The 17,854-nt window shown below is 62.1% G+C and carries 18 protein-coding genes and 2 pseudogenes; 14 read left to right on the forward strand and 6 right to left on the reverse strand.

Annotated elements, in window-relative coordinates:
• Together OUZ52_RS18120 and OUZ52_RS18125 are read left to right on the forward strand one after the other, a co-directional pair.
• Positions 1-298, forward strand: a 298-nt coding sequence (locus OUZ52_RS18120; protein WP_266159936.1) for a DUF3025 domain-containing protein, incomplete at its 5' end; no start/stop codon positions are given.
• Between the two features lie 167 nt (positions 299-465).
• Complete coding sequence (locus OUZ52_RS18125) at positions 466-1,008, forward strand: hypothetical protein (protein ID WP_266159937.1); 543 nt, start codon at positions 466-468, stop codon at positions 1,006-1,008.
• A 96-nt stretch (positions 1,009-1,104) separates the two neighbouring features.
• On the opposite strand, the gene greB is transcribed toward OUZ52_RS18125, so the two are convergent.
• From greB to OUZ52_RS18140, 3 genes are all read right to left on the reverse strand, one after another.
• Positions 1,105-1,602, reverse strand: a complete 498-nt coding sequence (gene greB, locus OUZ52_RS18130; protein ID WP_266159938.1) for a transcription elongation factor GreB — start codon at positions 1,600-1,602, stop codon at positions 1,105-1,107.
• A 143-nt stretch (positions 1,603-1,745) separates the two neighbouring features.
• The gene (locus tag OUZ52_RS18135) at positions 1,746-2,999 is read right to left on the reverse strand and encodes a hypothetical protein (RefSeq protein WP_266159939.1); all 1,254 of its coding nucleotides are present in this window, start codon (positions 2,997-2,999) and stop codon (positions 1,746-1,748) included.
• A gap of 2 nt (positions 3,000-3,001) precedes the next feature.
• Positions 3,002-4,495, reverse strand: a complete 1,494-nt coding sequence (locus tag OUZ52_RS18140) for a helicase HerA-like domain-containing protein (RefSeq protein WP_266159940.1) — start codon at positions 4,493-4,495, stop codon at positions 3,002-3,004.
• A 148-nt stretch (positions 4,496-4,643) separates the two neighbouring features.
• On the opposite strand from OUZ52_RS18140, the gene OUZ52_RS18145 reads away from it, so the two are divergent.
• On the forward strand, positions 4,644-6,137 hold the full coding sequence (locus OUZ52_RS18145; RefSeq protein ID WP_266159941.1) for a transglycosylase SLT domain-containing protein: 1,494 nt from the start codon (positions 4,644-4,646) through the stop codon (positions 6,135-6,137).
• 68 nt (positions 6,138-6,205) lie between these two features.
• Here OUZ52_RS18145 and OUZ52_RS18150 read toward each other — a convergent pair whose 3' ends face one another.
• Together OUZ52_RS18150 and asd are read right to left on the reverse strand one after the other, a co-directional pair.
• Positions 6,206-6,640 carry a hypothetical protein gene (locus OUZ52_RS18150; RefSeq protein WP_266159942.1) on the reverse strand — a complete coding sequence of 145 codons (435 nt, stop codon included), beginning with the start codon at positions 6,638-6,640 and terminating at the stop codon, positions 6,206-6,208.
• 278 nt (positions 6,641-6,918) lie between these two features.
• Positions 6,919-7,755, reverse strand: a complete 837-nt coding sequence (gene asd, locus OUZ52_RS18155; RefSeq protein ID WP_266159943.1) for an archaetidylserine decarboxylase — start codon at positions 7,753-7,755, stop codon at positions 6,919-6,921.
• A 185-nt stretch (positions 7,756-7,940) separates the two neighbouring features.
• On the opposite strand from asd, the gene prmB reads away from it, so the two are divergent.
• From prmB to OUZ52_RS18195, 8 genes and pseudogenes are all read left to right on the forward strand, one after another.
• Positions 7,941-8,864 carry a 50S ribosomal protein L3 N(5)-glutamine methyltransferase gene (gene prmB, locus OUZ52_RS18160; protein ID WP_266159944.1) on the forward strand — a complete coding sequence of 308 codons (924 nt, stop codon included), beginning with the start codon at positions 7,941-7,943 and terminating at the stop codon, positions 8,862-8,864.
• A 79-nt stretch (positions 8,865-8,943) separates the two neighbouring features.
• Entirely contained in the window at positions 8,944-9,489 is a 546-nt protein-coding gene (locus OUZ52_RS18165) for a GNAT family N-acetyltransferase (RefSeq protein WP_266159945.1), read from the forward strand.
• 50 nt (positions 9,490-9,539) lie between these two features.
• Positions 9,540-10,528 (forward strand): annotated as a pseudogene (locus OUZ52_RS18170) (chorismate synthase).
• Between the two features lie 5 nt (positions 10,529-10,533).
• Positions 10,534-11,559 carry a 2-hydroxyacid dehydrogenase gene (locus OUZ52_RS18175; RefSeq protein WP_266159946.1) on the forward strand — a complete coding sequence of 342 codons (1,026 nt, stop codon included), beginning with the start codon at positions 10,534-10,536 and terminating at the stop codon, positions 11,557-11,559.
• 168 nt (positions 11,560-11,727) lie between these two features.
• Complete coding sequence (locus tag OUZ52_RS18180; protein WP_266159947.1) at positions 11,728-12,756, forward strand: aspartate-semialdehyde dehydrogenase; 1,029 nt, start codon at positions 11,728-11,730, stop codon at positions 12,754-12,756.
• Positions 12,756-13,049, forward strand: a complete 294-nt coding sequence (locus OUZ52_RS18185; RefSeq protein ID WP_266159948.1) for a hypothetical protein — start codon at positions 12,756-12,758, stop codon at positions 13,047-13,049. The genes OUZ52_RS18180 and OUZ52_RS18185 overlap by 1 nt, the downstream gene beginning before the upstream one ends.
• A 154-nt stretch (positions 13,050-13,203) precedes the next feature.
• The gene (locus OUZ52_RS18190) at positions 13,204-13,836 is read left to right on the forward strand and encodes a type IV pilus assembly protein FimV (protein ID WP_266159949.1); all 633 of its coding nucleotides are present in this window, start codon (positions 13,204-13,206) and stop codon (positions 13,834-13,836) included.
• 20 nt (positions 13,837-13,856) lie between these two features.
• Positions 13,857-15,461, forward strand: a complete 1,605-nt coding sequence (locus OUZ52_RS18195) for a motility hub landmark protein FimV (protein WP_266159952.1) — start codon at positions 13,857-13,859, stop codon at positions 15,459-15,461.
• Positions 15,462-15,668: 207 nt separating this feature from the next.
• On the opposite strand, the gene OUZ52_RS18200 is transcribed toward OUZ52_RS18195, so the two are convergent.
• Positions 15,669-15,830: a hypothetical protein gene (locus tag OUZ52_RS18200; protein WP_266159950.1), complete on the reverse strand. Its 162-nt coding sequence runs from the start codon at positions 15,828-15,830 to the stop codon at positions 15,669-15,671.
• Positions 15,831-16,160: 330 nt separating this feature from the next.
• Here OUZ52_RS18200 and OUZ52_RS18205 point away from each other — a divergent pair, with 330 nt between their 5' ends.
• From OUZ52_RS18205 to OUZ52_RS18215, 3 genes and pseudogenes are all read left to right on the forward strand, one after another.
• The gene (locus OUZ52_RS18205; protein ID WP_266159951.1) at positions 16,161-16,805 is read left to right on the forward strand and encodes a tRNA pseudouridine synthase A; all 645 of its coding nucleotides are present in this window, start codon (positions 16,161-16,163) and stop codon (positions 16,803-16,805) included.
• On the forward strand, positions 16,805-17,434 hold the full coding sequence (locus tag OUZ52_RS18210; protein ID WP_266159953.1) for a phosphoribosylanthranilate isomerase: 630 nt from the start codon (positions 16,805-16,807) through the stop codon (positions 17,432-17,434). The genes OUZ52_RS18205 and OUZ52_RS18210 overlap by 1 nt, the downstream gene beginning before the upstream one ends.
• 80 nt (positions 17,435-17,514) lie before the next feature.
• A pseudogene (locus OUZ52_RS18215) lies at positions 17,515-17,854 on the forward strand (tryptophan synthase subunit beta); the annotation flags it as partial.

Here is a 17,854-nt window from a genome sequence, read left to right on the forward strand (position 1 = left end):
GCTGCTGGAGCATGCGTTGACCCCAAGCAAGTTGCTGGTCGGCAAGGCGTTGGTATTTGTAGCAACCGAAGGTGAAAGCCTGCAGTCGGTGCTTAGCTGTTGCGCCGAGGCGATTGCCGCGGAACGGGCATTGCGCGATCCGCTGGATTTGCGGCCGCTACCGCTGGCTGGTATTCCTGGCTGGCGTGTCGATAACGACGACGAAGCATTTCATCGCGATACGCTTTGTTACCAGCCCTTGCGTGAGGGGCGCAGTTACCCACCGCCAGGCCTGATGAAACGGTCCGAGCAGCCATAGGCGATCGCTGGAACGAGCGCTCGATCCGCGCTTGGCATCGGCACGCTGTCCGATATGGGTGCTGAGACATGCCGCTTGGTTTCACAAAATTTTGTCATCGCTGAACCGAATGTGCTCATATGTTCCGTCCTGTTGACGATTTCGATGCACCAACCCCGGAGTTTTCGATGAAATTCAATACCCTCAATGCTTCGCGCCTGACCAAGGTCTGGCTTCCCACCTTGATGCTGGCACTGGCCACCTTGCTGCCGATGGTCGCTCAGGCCCAGCAGGCGGCACCGGGTCCGGCATTGCCTGAAGCCGATATTCAGGCGATCAAGAACTACAACCTCAACGACGATGTGTTCAATCGCCTGCTTGCGGCGACCAAAGAAGCACGTGCCGCCGGCATCAAGCCGCAGGCCGGCCCCGGGCCGGGCCAGGTGAAAAATCTGGATGAGCTGGCTGAGCGTGCCGTTTCGGGTGATCCGCGAATCAAGCCGCTGATCCAGAAAAACGGGTTCACGCCGCGCGAATTCATGCTGGCAAATCTTGCGCTGATGAATGCGGCGATTGCCTGGCAGGCGAAGAGCGATCCACAGGCCGCAGCGCGAATCGATCAAAGCAAGGTCAACCAGGCCAACGTCGCCTTCTTTGAATCCCATCAGGCGCAACTCAATGCCTTGACGCAGCAGGGCGCGCCGGCATCGCCTGCGCCGCAGGGCAAGTAATAAAAACAGCAGTCGTAGAGTCATTGCAGCAGCTGTGATGCAGATACATCTGCGCGGACTGGGGTTGGCGCCAGCGAACCCCAGTCCAGCCGGCGATCAGTAATCCACGGCAACGATAGCGTAGCGGCTACGGCCGCCGGGTAGTTCGGCCTCGAACTCGTCATCGATGCGTTTTTTCAGCATGGCGCGGGCCATCGGCGAATCGATGCTGATCCAGCCGAGTTTGGCGTCGGTCTCGTCCGGGCCGACAATGCGATAACGCAGGCTTTCGCCGCTGTCGACGTTTTCCAGCGTGATATGCGCACCGAAAAATACCGCGTCGCGGTTAGTCGGTGCGCCTTCGGCCACCTTCAACGCGGGACTGCGCTTGCTCAGGAAACGTGCGCGGCGGTCGATTTCACCGAGCTGCTTCTTGCGATAGATGTACTCGGCATTCTCCGAGCGGTCGCCCTCAGCCGCTGCCGCCGCCAGCGCCTTGACCACTTCGGGGCGCAAGGTATGCCACAGATAATCCACTTCGGCTTTCAGTTTCTCAAAGCCTTCCCGCGTGATGATGGCGGTGGATGAGGGAGAGGGTGGGCGCCAGCGGCTCATACAGGTATCGATTGCGGTTGCTGGTATGGCACGAAGGTCAATATTCGGCGGCGGATGAGTGGATCTTAGCGTGTGGGCATTGGCTTGCGCGATGGCGATTCAAACCGCTTGCCCGAGCAGCGGCATGGAGGGCGTCCGCGCGCTCAGGAGCGCATCGTTTGCAGCCGTGCTGTCAGCGCATCGATCTCGCCGCGTAGTGGATGCTCTGGCCATGCCGTGCGCAACTTGTCGAGCAGCACGATAGCTTCGGTCGGTTGATCCAGGCGTTCGCCCAGTTGTTGCGCGGCGAGCAGGCCGTAGCGGGCAGCATGGCTGTCGCGTGGCCAGGTGGCGAGATAGCCGCGGCAGAGTTTGAGTGCCAGCCGCGACATGCCCATGCATGTAGCGAGATCGGCCAGTTCGCCGGCATTGCGTGAGTCATCGGGCAAGAAGGCCGGGTCGATATCGCTGCATTCCTGCACCAGTCCAAGCGCTCGGCGTGGCTCTTTGTTGGCCATCAAGGCGGCGATCCAGATCTGCCCATGCACCAGCAGTCCATCGCGCAGACCCTGGCGTTGCAGCAGCTTGCGATAAGCCAGGTGCACGGTGGCCGGGGCACTGCGATTTTGCAGTCTTTGCACCAAGAGCTGGATGGCTTGCTGCGGATCGCTGGCGCTAAGTTCATCGACTTTGGCCAGCAGTTGCTGGTCGGCATCCTGTTTGGTCGCTTCGACCACGACCTGTGAGTCGGGTACCAGGCCGAATTGCTCATGACGCTGATGAATCATCGCGCCCATCAAATGAAAACTGAGCACGATGAGATAGGTGTAGACGAAGGCAAACATCGGCACCGCCAGCAGCTTGGGTAGCAGCGCCGTGAGAGCGGAGGCCAGCACGATCAGGATGACCAGCAGTAAATTGATCGCCACGGGAATCAGGTAAGCCATCCCGAAGCCGCCGATGATCCGCAACCAGTTCAGTGGATTAAGTGCCAGCAGCAAGTTGCCGTCGAAGGCCAGCGACATGTCGATGGCCGGCAAGGCCAGGGCCAAGACGATCAGCAGTGCCATCAGTGCGTGTGGAAAGAACATCGTGAAAATCACGCACAGTACGACGGCCGCGATATGGACGATGGTGAGCCCGCGCCCGGTGGAGTCATTGCCATGAATGCTGACGTCGGGCGGTTGGGCATAACCATGGGCGGTATGCAGCATGCAGTCGGCCGCGTAACGCCAGGTCGCCGCCCACACCAGGATGCTGGCAAGCAGACCGATAAGGCCAGGCAGCAAAAACACGTAATTTGCCACGGCCAATGCAACGCAGGTGGCCAGGGCGGCCCCGCGCAACGGGTAGCTGAACCCGCTGCCCAGCCGTTCCACGAAGGGTTTGTCGGCGGCAACTGTCTCGATCTTGGCCATGTTCAGCGCTTGCCGCCGAAGATGCTGCCCAACACGCCACGGACGATTTGCTGCCCGATGCGTGTGCCCACGGTGCGGCTGGCCGATTTGGCCATCGCCTCAATCATGCCTTGGCGGCGGCTGGTGCCGAGCAGCGCGTCTTTGATCGCACCGCCCCAGCCGGGGCTTTCGCTAGCGCCGGAGGCGTCTTTGCCGGCGGCGACTTCAGCCGTTTTGTGCTCGGCGCGTTGGGCCAGAATTTCCGCTGCGGATTCACGGTTTACCGCGGTGTCGTATTTGCCGCCCACCGGTGAGCGTTGCCGCACGGTGGCTCGTTCGGTCTCGGTAATGGCGCCGATACGCGCCGTCGGTGCGCTTACCAGCACTTGTTCTACCGGTGTGGGTACGCCGCCATCGCGTAAGGTCGAGGCCAGCGCTTCGCCGACCGCCAGCTGAGTAATCGCTTCGCCGACCTTGAGCTTGGGGTTGGCGACGAAAGTTTCTGCTGCGGCCTTGACTGCCTTTTGATCGCGTGGGGTGAAGGCGCGCAAGGCATGTTGAACACGATTGCCAAGCTGGCCGAGGATATTGCCCGGCACATCGTCTGGGTTCTGCGAGCAGAAATACACGCCGACGCCCTTGGAGCGAATCAGGCGCACCACTTGCTCGACGCGCTGCTGCAACGCTGCCGGTGCGTCATCGAACAATAAGTGGGCTTCGTCGAAAAAGAACACCAGCTTGGGTTGCTCCAGGTCACCGACTTCCGGCAATTGCTCGAACAGCTCCGACAGTAGCCAGAGCAAAAAGGTGGAGTACAGGCGCGGCTTCAAGATCAGCTGATCGGCGGCGAGTACATTGATAACCCCGCGACCGCTCATGTCCTGGCGCATCAGGTCGCTTAGTTCCAGCGCGGGCTCGCCGAAGAACTGGTCGGCGCCATCCTGTTCGAGCTTGAGCAGATTGCGTTGAATCGCCGCGATGCTTTGCGTGCTGATCAGGCCGTACTGGGTCGAGATGGTTTTGGCGTTCTCGGCGGCAAAGCCGAGCATCGCGCGCAGGTCGGGTAGGTCCAGCAGCAGCCAGCCCTGGTCATCGGCGACCTTGAAGATCACCTCCAGCACACCCTCCTGGGTATCGTTGAGTTCCAGGATGCGGCCGAGCAGGGTGGGGCCCATCTCGCTGATGGTGGCGCGTACCGGGTGGCCGAGCTTGCCGTAGATGTCCCAGAAGATCACCGGGTTTGCCTGCGGCTTCCAGTCATTCAGGCCTAGCTTGGCCAGTCGCGCTTTCAATGTGTCGCCGGGGTCGCCGGCTGCCATGGCCAGGCCGGCCAGGTCGCCCTTGGCGTCGGCCAGAAAGCACGGCACGCCGAGTTTTGAAAAGCCCTCGGCCAGCACCATCAGCGATACCGATTTGCCGGTGCCGGTGGCGCCGGCGATCATGCCGTGGCGATTACCGTACTGCGGATCGAGGCTGACGCTGGTGCTTTCGTTACGGCCGATCAGGATGTCTGTCATCGCGCTTATCCGGGAGTGATCGGCCGATTGTAGCGAAGAGCCTGTTTACGGTTGCGGCGCCGCCTTGAATCGTCAATGGCATGGCGTGCTCGTTGAGTCCGCCGGGCACGCCGGGTATGGTGCTCGTTTTCTAGTCAGGGACGCTTCGATGCCGGTTTCATCTGTTCGCCTGCTTCCACTCGCCGCGGCACTGGCCTTGCTCGGCGCCTGCGCCAGTACCGGCGGCGCCCCCAAAGTCGCGCAACCGGTGGATGCGCTGTATAGCCAGCTCGATCAGGCCAGCAAGGGCTATGAAGTCGCGGTACAGCAGTCGCGTGAAGGCGATAGCCAGGCCTCGCAGCAAACCCTGACCGCAGCACTCGATCAATTGAAAAGCGCTGCCGCTACCTGTGGCAATACCCCGGGTTGCGATCCGCAGCGATTCTTCTCGGTGTTTGATCGTCTTTTGCGTTTGAAGGATGGCGGCTTTTTCGCTGACGACGACAGCGTGCCGGTCGAGCACACCAGCGAAGGCAGTGCCAGCGGCAAGAAGGGGGCGGCTAGCTTGTCCGAGGCGCAGCGCAGCGTGACCTTGTTGCGTGGGCAGCAGCTCTCCGAACTGATCGCCATGAACGGCCCGGTGAAGGCGGCGCTGGAAATGTGGCTGACCCAGTGGCGTCCGAACCTGATGGAGGCCTACGTCAACTACCAATACATGCGTTACCAGATGTGGCCCGAGTACCAAAAGCAGGATCTGCCCGAAGCCTTGCTGTTCGGCATCATCGCCAAGGAATCGGGTGGCAAGGTGCATGCGGTATCGCGCTCTGGCGCGGCCGGCCCGTTGCAGTTCATGAATGCCACCGGCATGCGGTTCGGACTGGTCAATGACGATGGTTTTGATCTGCGCTACGACCCTGGCGCTTCCGCGCGTGCCAATGCGGAGTATCTGGACGAGCAGCTGAAGATCTTCAACAACAATCTTGAGATCACGCTGGCTGCCTACAACGGTGGCGAGGGCCGCATGCGGCGGATGGTCGGCGACAACACGGCGGTCAGTTTTTACGACCCGAAGATTTATAGCCAGCTCTCGCCGGAAACCCGCGCCTATGTGCCTGCGGTGCTGGCGGCGGCGTGGTTGTTCTTGCATCCCGACAGCTACAACCTGCGTTTTCCCAAGCTCGATGTGGCGCCGGGCAACATTACGCTGAAGCGTTCGGCATCGCTGTCGGAGCTCACCGTATGCCTGGGTTCGGCGGGCGGCATGAGCAATGGCTGGTTTCGCACCTTGCGCAATCTCAATCCGCGGCTCGACCCGCAGATATCCCAGCCCGCCGGTACCAAGCTAGAGGTGCCGAAGCTGCTGGAGAAGGCCTACACGGCGCGTTGCACTGACGGCCCCTGGCCGATTCTTGCCAATGACTTGCATACGGCAGTCATTCCCATGGTGTCGTCGTCATATACGCCGGCGCCTGCGGCACCGGTGGTGACCAAGGCCTCGGCGCCGGCCAAGCCGCGCAGCTATACCGTCAAGCGCGGCGACACCTTGACCAGCATCGTGAATAAGCTGGGCTGTTCGGATGTGGAAGAGGTGGCCAAGATGAATGGCCTGCGCCATCACAACATCAGCGTCGGGCAGAGTCTGCGCGTGCCGGCTTGCCGTTGATGGCTTGATACCTGCCGGGGCGCGTTAAGCAGGCCCCGGCAATTTTCTAGAGAGATCAGCTAGAGAGATCAGGCCGCGGCGGGCGAGTTCATCCAGGTGTCGGTGCTGTCGGTGCTGTGCGCCTCTTTCAGTTCGCGCAGCACGCGGGTCAACTGGCGGTAGTGTGGCTGCAGGCTGGGGTAGGGCGAGTCTTTGGTCTCGTGATAAGCCACGGCCAGCCACAGAGCAATGCCACGCAAGGCCACTTCGGGATTCTCCGAACGGGCGCGGGCAAAACCAATCGTGGTGCCTTGACCCCAGGGGCGGTAGCGCTCATCCGAGGGGGTGCCATACAAGTGCGGAAAATCGCTACGTGAGGCCTGCCCGATTTCGCGCAGCGCCAACTCTCCCAGGCGAGATCTACCGCGCTTGGGTAGGGCGTTGATGCAGCGTTCGATATCGCGAAACTGCCGGCTAAGTTGCCGTGCGCGGTTAATCGCAATGAGTTGGCTAAGAAGACTCATGTAGTTTCTCGGGGTGACCTGAGGGGGTGTCGTGCGCGGTGCTGGCGGGGAGCTTAGCCAGCCTGAAAGAAATAGAGCGCCAAGAACGTCACAAAACGACAAAATGCGTCACATGCTCGTAAGCACTTACTGCGCGCACGATGCTTGCTCACGGATAACGAGGCTGGCTCGACGTGATCATGGCCAAGCGTGGCTGGCCGGATCGATGCGCGTTCGATCGATGATTTGGTGTTGATTACCCGCCGTGCGCGCGGCGGGTGGCAGCCATCGTTGTGGGTTTACAGGCGGCCTAGCCGCTGCCCCACCTGCACTGGCTGCTGCGATTGCAGTGCATCGAGTTCACCGAAGCTTTCCGGCAACAGCATGATCACTGTCGAGCCCATATTGAATCGGGCCATCTCAGCGAAGCGTTCCAGGGTGATGTTCTGGCCTTCGAAGGATTTGCGACGGATACCGCTGGCATAGGGCGGAATGACCAGGCCATCCCATACCGTCGCCACGCTGGAGACCAGGATCGCGCCAACCATCACCAGCACAAACGGACCGTGCTCACCTTCGAAGTGGCAGACCAATCGTTCGTTGCGGGCGAACAGGCGCGGAATCGCCGCCACCGCAAACGGTGCGACGCTGAAGATGCGCCCCGGCACATGCACGGTTTCCTTTAAGCGTCCCGCCAACGGCATGTGCACGCGGTGGTAGTCGCGTGGCGACAGGTACACCGTGGCGAAGCGGCCGTTGCGATAGGGCCGTGCGGCGGCTTCGTCCCCCAACAGCTCGGCGGCGGTGTAGTCCTGGCCCTTGGCCTGGAAAATGCGCCCATCCACAATCGCGCCGGACTGGCTGATGCGGCCATCGGCGGGGCACAGCAGGGCCTTCGGATCGCTGTCCACCCGGCGCGCATCAGCGCGCAGCTTGCGGGTAAAGAACGCATTGAAGTGTTGATAGGCTCGCGGATCAGGCTGTGCGGCTTCGGCCATGTTGACCTGATAGCTGCGCACGATTTTGCCGATCAGAAAGTTTTTCCATGGCGCGAAGGTCCAGCGGGTGGCCCAGTAAACGACTCGGGACAGGGCGCGGTGCGGCAGGATGTATTGCAGGAGTACGTTAAAAGTCATCCGCCCAGTATAGGGTGGCCGGGTCGATTCCAGGCAGTGATCAGCCTGCGCAGCACCGATTCGGATCCGCCGCCCCCGGTGGAGTCGGCTCTGGCGGCGTTCGGTCCGGGCTAATCCAGCCACGGAGGAGCAGGCAGGCGGGGCGGGCCGCTATACTTCGCAACCCCTTGCCGAACTGTGCCGCCGTGACTGCTGAACTTGCCTCCATCATCGACTTCATCCGCTATGGCGCCAGCCGCTTCTCCGCCGCAGGGCTGACCTTCGGGCATAGCCACGACAATCCGATCGACGAGGCGACGCATCTGGTACTGGCCAGCCTGCACCTGCCGCCGGATATTCCGCCCGCTTATGGCGCAGGCAAGCTCACCAGCGCAGAGCGTGAGCGCGTGCTGGCGTTGATCGAACGCCGCGTCAACGAGCGCTTGCCGGTGGCTTACCTGGTCGGCGAAACCTGGTTTGCCGGTTTGAAGTTCAAAAGCGATCGGCGTGCCCTGGTGCCGCGTTCGCCCATTGCCGAACTGATTGAGTCGGGTTTCGCGCCGTGGATGGATCACCGCCATGTCGAGCGGGCGCTGGACCTGTGCACCGGCTCGGGCTGCATCGGCATCGCGATGGCCGAGTACAACCCCGAGTGGCAGGTGGATATCGTCGATATCAGCGACGAGGCCTTGTCGCTGGCGCGCGAAAATATCGCTTTCCAGCATGTCGAGGGCCGCGTGGAGGCGATCAAGTCCGATCTATTCCATGGGCTGAAGGGGCGGCGCTACGATTTGATCGTCTCCAACCCGCCTTATGTCACTGAAGACGAATACGCGGCCTTGCCGGGCGAATACATTCATGAGCCGAAGCTGGGGCTTACCTCCGGCGCGGATGGCTTGGACATCTGCCTGCGCATGCTCGATGAAGCGGCCGAATACCTCAGCGAAGACGGTTTGCTGATCGTCGAGGTCGGCGAGAGTGAGCACGCGCTCGGCGCGCTACTGCCGCAGGTGCCGTTTGTGTGGATCGAATTCAAAGTGGGCGCGATGGGCGTGTTTGCACTGGAGCGCCGCGATCTGGTCGAGCACGCCGAGGTCATCCGTGCGGCGGCCAAGGCGCGCGCTGCTTAAGTGGCAGCTAACGCGCGATAGCATCTGTCACGGGCAGGCCACTGCCGGTGACAGCTCCATCGGGGCGTGCTGATTTTCCATGAAACTCACTACTTCACGATTGGTGCTGGACGCGTTGCGACCCAGCGATGCCGAAACCCTATTCAGCTATCGCGCCGATCCCGAGGTGGCGCGCTTCCAGGGCTGGCGACCGGCGACGCTGCACGAGGCGCAGGAATTCATTGGCGCCCAGGTGGCGGTCGAGCCGAATACGCCCGATAGCTGGTTTCAGCGGGCCATTCGTTTGCGCGATGGGGATGCCTTGATTGGCGATCTCGGCCTGTACTTTCCCGCAGATCCCGATGGCTCGGTGGAGTTCGGCATCAGCCTGGCGCGGCCTTATCAGGGCCAAGGCTATGCAAGCGAAGCCCTGCGCGCCGTACTCGCCTGGAGTTTCGGCGAACTGGGCCGGCAGCGGGTGCATGCCTCGGTCGATCCGCGCAACCATCCCAGCATGAGCTTGTTGCGGGCGCTAGGCATGCGTCAGGAGGCGTACTACGCGAAAGCTTTTCAGTTGCACGGCGAATGGGTCGATGACGTGATCTTCGCGATACTGGCCAGGGAATGGCATTCGACTGACGCTTGACGGCCTGCTCGCGTTAATCTGTGCGGGACTACTCCAGACGACTTCTTCCTGTGTCCAGTAACTCCTTCGGCAAACTGTTTACCGTCACCACCTTCGGCGAAAGCCATGGTCCCGCCATCGGCTGTGTTATCGACGGCTGTCCACCGGGGTTGCCGATCAGCGAGCAGGAGTTTCGCGCCGACCTCGATCGTCGTGCCACCGGCAAAAGCCGGCATACCTCGCAGCGGCGCGAGGCCGATGAGGTGGAAATACTCTCCGGCGTCTACGAAGGCACCACCACCGGCACGCCGATTGCGTTGTTGATTCGCAATACCGACCAGCGCAGCAAGGATTACGGCGACATCGTCAACACCTTCCGCCCGGGGCATGCCGACTACAGCTATTGGCAGAAGTACGGTATTCGCGACCCGCGGGGTGGTGGCCGTTCGTCCGCGCGTGAAACGACCATGCATTCGATTGGGCCGCCGTGGAGCAGAACCCTTTCTTCTGGCCGGATGCGGCGCAAGTCGCCGAGCTGGAAAAGGCCATGGACGCCTTGCGCAAATCGGGCGACTCCGTCGGCGCGCGGGTCAATGTCGTGGCCGACGGTGTGCCGCCGGGTTGGGGCGAGCCGATCTACGGCAAGCTCGATGGCGACCTCGCCAGTGCCCTGATGTCGATTAATGCCGTGAAAGGGGTGGAGATCGGCGACGGTTTTGCCGCGGTCACCCAGCACGGCAGTGAGCATCGCGATGAAATGTCGATGCAGGGGTTTGCCTCCAATCATGCCGGCGGCATTCTCGGTGGCATCAGCACCGGGCAACCGGTGACCGCGTCGATCGTGCTCAAGCCGACCTCGAGCATTTTGATCCCCGGCCATAGCGTGAATCTGGCCGGCGAGCCGGCTGAAGTGGTGACCAAGGGGCGACATGATCCCTGTGTCGGTATCCGCGCCACGCCGATCGCCGAGGCGATGATGGCGCTGGTGTTGATGGATCACGCGCTGCGTCATCGCGCGCAATGTGGCGATGTAGGCGATATCACGCCAAGAATTCCCTGAGATCCATGAAGATGGCCAAGCAGAAGGTCTGGGTATCGCGCCCGTTGTTTCCTGAGGTGCTGGCGCGACTGGCCGAATACTTTGAGGTCGAGGCCGAAGCGCACGAGGGTAAGCGCACACCGGCGCAGCTCAAGGCCAAGCTGGCCGATGTGGACGCTGCCGTGGTCGGCTTGTCGGAGCGCGTGAATGCCGCGGTGCTGGAAGGCAACCAGCGGCTGAAGATCGTTGCCAATCTGGGGGTGGGCTATAACAACCTGGATCTCGATGCGCTCAGCCGCGCAGGCATTCTGGCCAGCAACACCCCTGACGTACTCAATGAAAGCGTGGCCGATTATGCCTGGGCGCTGATGCTGGCCGCTGCGCGCCGGATGGGCGCGGCAGAGCGCTGGCTACGGGCTGGGCAGTGGCAGGGTAGTGCCACACGCTTCGACGATTGGCTGGGTGTCGATGTTCACGGCAAGACGCTGGGTATTCTCGGCATGGGCCGCATTGGCCAGGCGATTGCGCGCCGCGCGGCTGGTTTCAATATGCGGGTGATTTATCACAATCGCTCACGCTTGCCCGAGTCGATCGAGCGCGAATACCGCGCTTCCCTGGTCGACAAGGCCAGCCTGTTGAGCCAGGCCGATCATTTGATCCTGGTGTTGCCGTATACGCCGGAAAATCATTATGCCCTCGGTGCTGCCGAACTGGCACAGATGAAGCCATCCGCGGTGCTGGTGAATGTGGCGCGTGGCGGCATCGTGGACGATGCGGCTTTGGCCGTGGCCTTACGTGAAGGCCGCCTGGGCGCGGCCGCGTTGGATGTTTTCGAAGGTGAGCCGGCCGTGCATCCGGATCTGCTCGGCTTGGAGAACGCCCTGCTTAGCCCGCATATTGCCAGCGCCAGCGAAGACACGCGCCGGGCGATGGCCCATCTTGCCGCCGATAATGTGATCGCTGCCCTCGGCCATGGCGCGCGGGCCGGGCAGCCACCGACGGCGCTGAATCCGGCGGTGATGGCGGCATGGTCGAGCCGTACCCGCGCTTGAGTTGATGCGGCATACTGGCCGGCCATGTGCCGCAAAGCGTGACGTCATTCACAGCAGTGCGGATCACGTATTGTTTTGCCTGCTTTCCCGGCTAGATTTCCGCAGTTGCGGTATCGGTGCCGTGATGGCGGTTTCCTCTACTACATGTTTACTTACCGAAACCGGATCATGAGCAAGAAAAGTAGTTACAAGGTGGCGATGGTCGGCGCAACGGGCGCCGTGGGCGAAACCCTGCTGTCGATTCTCGCCGAGCGCGAGTTTCCGATCAGTGAGCTGGTGCCGCTGGCCAGTGAACGTTCGGCCGGCGACAAGATCGAGTTCGGCGGTAAATCGGTCACCGTGCAAAACCTGGCCGACTACGATTTCAAAGGCGTGGATATCGCGTTCTTCTCCGCAGGTGGCTCGGTCAGCCGCGAGCATGCGCCGCGCGCGGCCGCCGCGGGTGCGGTGGTCATCGACAACACCTCAGAGTTTCGCTACCAGGACGACATCCCGCTGGTGATCAGCGAAGTGAATCCGCACGCCATTGCGCAGTACACCGTGCGCGGCATCATCGCCAATCCGAATTGCTCGACCATGCAGATGCTGGTGGCGCTGGCGCCGATTCATCGCGCGGTCGGCATCGAGCGCATTAATGTGGCTACTTATCAATCGGTGTCGGGCGCGGGTCGTTCCGGCATGGAAGAGCTGGGCAAACAGACGGCTGCCTTGCTCGGGTTCCAGGAAGTGGAAACCAAGAAATTTCCCAAGCAGATTGCTTTCAACGTGATTCCACACATCGACGACTTCCAGCCCAATGGCTACACCAAGGAAGAAATGAAGATGGTGTGGGAGACGCGCAAGATCCTGGAGGACGACTCCATCCAGGTGAACCCGACCGCGGTGCGCGTGCCGGTGTTTTACGGCCATGCCGAGGCCGTGCATATCGAAACCCGCGACAAGATCACCGCTGAACAGGCGCGCGAGTTGCTGGAGCGTGCCGAAGGCGTCGTGGTGCAGGACGAACGTAAGGCGGGCGGTTATCCAACGCCCGTAGGGGATGCGGCAGGCCAGGACCCGGTTTTCGTTGGCCGTATCCGTGAGGATATTTCCCACGAGCACGGCCTGAACCTGTGGGTGGTTGCCGACAATATTCGCAAAGGCGCCGCCTTGAACGCCGTACAGATCGCTGAACGCCTAATTGAGGATTATTTGTAATGAAACTTGCTGGCTTGGTATTGGGCTTGTGCGTCAGTAGTTTGTTGCTAGGCAACGCTTGGGCGGCAGGACCGGCCAAGTCGGCAGCCACCGCCGATCAGCTGAAAATCGATCAGCAGCTGGCTCAGCGCAATGCCGAAATCGAGCGTTTGCGCCAGGGCGTGAAAGAACAAGAAGCGAAGAACCGCGAAACCGATCAGCGGTTACAGCAGAAAGATCGTACGGTGGCTGAATTGCAGCAGCAGCTGAACGCACTGAAGGCAGCCCCGGAGGCTGCCAAGGTACGTCACTGAAGGGAGAATGCGCTGCAGCAATGTGGTGTAAACATCGGCCACGGCTATTGTTGATTGGCTTTTATATAACTAAAGTGACGCCTCGTTCCGGGTCGCTGCCGCTATTGGCTGCGATCATAAGAAACGTCACGGGGTCGTTTGGGGGGAGCACGCGATGAATCGTTCGTTGAAGCTGTCGGTGCTGTTGGCGCTTGCATTGGGCAGCAGTCAGGCAGTGGCGCTGGAATTGGGCCAGATCCAGATCAAATCCGCGCTGGGCCAGCCTTTGCTGGCCGAGATTCCAGTGAATCCCGAGAATCCGGCCGAGCTGCAGAATCTCACGGCTAGATTGGCTTCCAGTGACGCCTTTGCCCAGGCCAATATTCCCCCACCGTCGGTGTTGCTGCAGTTCAACGTGGCTGATGGCGCTAACGGGAAAAAGGTCATCCGCGTCACCAGCAGTGCGCCGATTACCGACCCCTATCTGGATTTGCTGGTCGAGGTCGACAGCGGCTCTAACAAGAGCGTGCGCGAGTTCACCGTGTTGCTCGACCCGCCGGCCTCGCAACAGCAGGCGCAAGTTCCTGTGACTCGCTCGGCTGCGGCAACCCCGACGCCGGCGCATACCCGTACGCCGCGTCAGCCCGCGCCAGCCGCCGAAGCCGCTGCACCAAGCCGCAAAACCGCCGTAGCCGCCAAGGCTGCCCCGGCGCGTGCCGAGACCAGTGCGGACGGCAAGCTGGCTCCGGTTGAGCGCGGCCAGACTTTGTCCGGTATCGCCCGCAATGCGACAACATCAATGCGCTGAAAACCGGCGCCGTATTGCGCGTGCCGTCCAAAGAAGATGCACAGGCGATAGCTGCCGCCGCGGCGATGGCCGAAGTGCGTCGCCAGAACAGCGATTGGCGCTCTGGCGCGGCCAAGGTGCCCACCACCGTGGCTGATGCCGGCACCCGCGCCTCGGCATCCTCGTCACCGGGCAAAGCTGCAAATGCCGCTGACCGGCTGGCTTTGGTGCCGGCGAAAGACGGCGGTGCCAGTGTTGCTGGCAAGGGTGACACGGCCTCGATGCACCAGGATTTGCTGCGCAGCCAGGAGACCCTGACCGCGCTGCAACAGCAGGGCGACGAGCTGAAATCGCGCCTTAAAGATCTGGAAGATATCAACGGCAAGAACGAACGCCTGCTGTCGTTGAAAGACAACGAAATCGCCGAGCTGCAGCGCAAGCTGGGCGAGGCGCGCAAGTCGGTCGGTACGCCTGCTGAAGTGGCCGCCGCCGCGCTTGCCGCCAAAGCGGTCACGCCGCCTGCCGAAGACAAGACCGTCGTTACGACAGCGGCGCCCGCTTCCAAGCTGGCTAGCGTGGCCAGTACGGCCAACCCGGCTGCTGTCCCGGCGGTCACGCCGGCTTCCGCTGGGACTGCTGCGGCTGGCGCCGTAGCCAGTGCTGCGGTGGCTACGCCCAAGCCGGCGGCTCCTGCTGCCGCCAAGCCCGCGCCGGTCAAGCCGACGCCTGCGCCGGTGGTGGAAGATCCCTGGTACATGCAGACCTGGGCCTGGGCGGCCGGCGCTGGCGCCATCCTCGTGCTGGCCTTGCTGGCCTTGCTAAGCCGTCGCCGCAAGCCGGTGACGCTGGCCCCGACAGCGACGGGTTCTTCCCTGGCTGAGCGTTTCGGTGCTGCGCCGGTGAACCCGCATGCTGGCGATACCGACCAGGATGAGTTGCTCGATCAGCTGGCTGAGCATCCCGATGACATCGGCCTGCACCTGGAGCTGGTGAGTCTTTATTACGGCCGCCGTGACGTCGAGCATTTCGAAGCCGCCGCCGAAGCCATGCATGCGCATATCGCCAATCCGCAACAAGTGGAATGGCAAGACGTGGTGCATATGGGTGAAGACTTGGTGCCCGGGCATCCGTTGTTCACGCCTAACGCTCCGCAGCCGCCACAGGGGGCCGATGAGCATGCCGCCTTGCATCACTTCGACCTGGATAGTTATTCGACCGACCAGGGCCTGGGCATCCCGCCGCCGATCAAGCCTGCGGCGGTTCCGGCACGCGAAGCCAAGTCGACGGTCAGCGAGTATCACTTCGGTTTCAACTTGACGCCTGGGGCTGAAGATGCGCCCATCGTCGCGCACGATCTGCCGGCGCATCACGAGCCGGTGAAGCCGATCGAGTCCGCGCCGCATGCCGAGCATACGAGCTGGCAGTTCGCTGACGAGCCGGTGGATGCCGAGCATGCCGGCGCTAAAGAACATCACGAGTTCGGTCACTTCAGTGACGACCCTTCCGACACCAAGCTTGATCTGGCGCGCGCTTATCTCGACATGGGCGACCCCGACGGTGCCCGCTCGATGCTGGAAGAGGTGCTGCACGAAGGTAGCCAGATGCAGAAAGACACCGCCAAGCGGCTGCTGGCCGATCTGCACTGACGAATAAGAGACACATGGTGTGATGCATCGGGCCGGCTTATGCCGGCCCGATGTCGTTTAAGTCGCGGTGTTTTTAATCCGCCAACCGCTTGGGCCAGGGAGCCGCTTGAATGGATCTCGCGCGGAGGCCTGGCCCTAAGCACGGCGCGGTCGGCTTTGCCTGCTGGCGTCGAGGCGATGGGTTCGGCCAGATCAACCAGGCACCTATCATTTTGGCGGTAAGTTGGCGCCGCAGGTCTTGCCATGGATCGCCACGATGGGCGTGGGTATGCGCTTGCATGCCGGCCCGACATAAAGGGCCCAGGTCCAGGCGGTGATGAGGATCAACCCAAGGCTGGTCCACAGCGTCAGAATGAATTTCCTACTCATCCCGCGAGCTCCGTCTGATGCGCGCCGGCGAGACCTCGGCGGCGCTGTCGGTGTGCATCGGCCATCCCCGCAGGGTTGGCTCCGAACCCAGGCTGTCCGGCCTCCGGTTGATTGTTCAGCTTGTTCAAAGCGCGCGGCCCGCTGGTTGCTGTGACCTATGAAAGACGTTTGCGGGAGGGAAAATTGAAATGCCCGCCAATCGTCCGGCGGCCGGTCAGCCGGCTGGCCCGTGGATCTGGCCAGGGCTAGCCAAGCCCAAGGCAGCCGGCCCTTGCCGCCACCCTGTTAATCTCTGTGCCCTCTATTCCCCAGGTTTTCAGCTTTATCCCCATGCGCATCGCTTTAGGTATTGAATACGACGGCACCGATTTCTTTGGTTGGCAACGGCTGACCCATGGCGCCAGCGTGCAGGGGGCGGTGGAGAAGGCGTTGTCGTTTGTGGCGGCGCATCCGGTGGAGATCAGTTGCGCGGGGCGCACCGATGCAGGCGTACATGGCCGCTGTCAGGTCGTGCATTTCGATACCGAGGTGCAACGCGAGCCGCGTAGCTGGATTCTTGGTGGATGCTCCAACTTGCCCGCCAGTGTGGCGGTGCTGTGGGCGCAGCCGGTGGCGCAGGATTTTCACGCCCGTTTCTCGGCCCGCAGCCGACGCTATCGCTATCGCATTCTCAATCGGCATGCGCGCCGCGAGGTGCTGGCAGTGAGTGTGCGGCGTGAAGACGAGCAGGTCATCGTGGATATCGAGGCGAATGCCTTTTTGCATCACATGGTGCGCAATATTGTCGGTTCGCTGTTGCCGATTGGTCGCGGTGAGCAGCCGCCGGCCTGGATGGGTGAACTGCTGGCCGGCCGCAATCGCGATGTCGCCGGGCCTACCGCACCCGCTTTTGGGCTGACTTTCCTGGGGCCACGTTACGAAGCGCATTGGGGGCTGCCCAGCGAAGTCAGTCAGTCTGGAGTTCACTCAAGATGATTTTGCGCATCAAATGCTGCGGCATGACCCGGGTTGAGGACGCGCTGCTGGCAGCCGCGCTGGGGGCCGATGCGATTGGCGTGATCTTCACCGCACGCAGCAAGCGGCAAGTATCGCTGGCGCAGGCGCAAGCGATTCGCCGCGCGTTACCGCCATTTATCAGCATGGTCGCCTTGTTTATGGACGACGATGCCGCCCTGGTCGAAACAGTGATCGATGGGCTGCAACCCGATCTGCTGCAGTTTCATGGTCGCGAGCCGGCGACCTGGTGCGCGCAATTCGGACGCCGTTACCTGAAGGCCATTGCGATGGGTGAGGGGGCGGCGGCGCTGCCGCAGTTGCGCCAATACCCCGGGGCCGCAGGTTTGTTGCTGGATGGGCACGGGCTGGGCGAGGCCGGCGGGAGTGGCCGGGCGTTCGACTGGTCGCTGATGCCTAAAGAGCTGACCCAGCCGCTGATCCTGGCGGGCGGTCTGCGGCCGGATAACGTGGCCCAAGCGGTGCGTATCGCCCGGCCATGGGCGGTGGACGTGTCCAGTGGCATCGAGTCGGCGCCAGGGATCAAGGATCCGGCTAAGATGGCCGCCTTTATTGCCGCAGCGCGGCAAGCTTCTGCTGCAGCGGCGTAAGCCGCTATCTAGGTCAGGCATGGCGGCTGAAGCCGCCGCCATCGGGTGCCTCAACAATTGGGTCAACGGTTTGGATTGAGATGAGCAAGATTGTGGATTTCAACGCTTACCCCGACGAACACGGTCGTTTCGGCAACTACGGCGGCAGCTATGTCGCCGAGACATTGATGGCCCCGCTGGCCGAGCTGACCGAGGCTTACCTGCGGTTACGCCAGGACCCCGAGTTCATCGCCGAGCTCGATCGCGACCTGAAGTATTACGTCGGCCGGCCCAGCCCGATCTATCACGCCGAGCGCCTGTCGCAACATGTCGGTGGCGCCAAGATTCTGCTCAAGCGCGAGGATTTGAATCACACCGGCGCGCACAAGATCAACAACACCATTGGCCAGGCCCTGGTCGCCAAACGCATGGGCAAGCCGC

This window comes from Dyella silvatica (assembly GCF_026283955.1).
GTDB lineage: Bacteria > Pseudomonadota > Gammaproteobacteria > Xanthomonadales > Rhodanobacteraceae > Dyella_C > Dyella_C silvatica.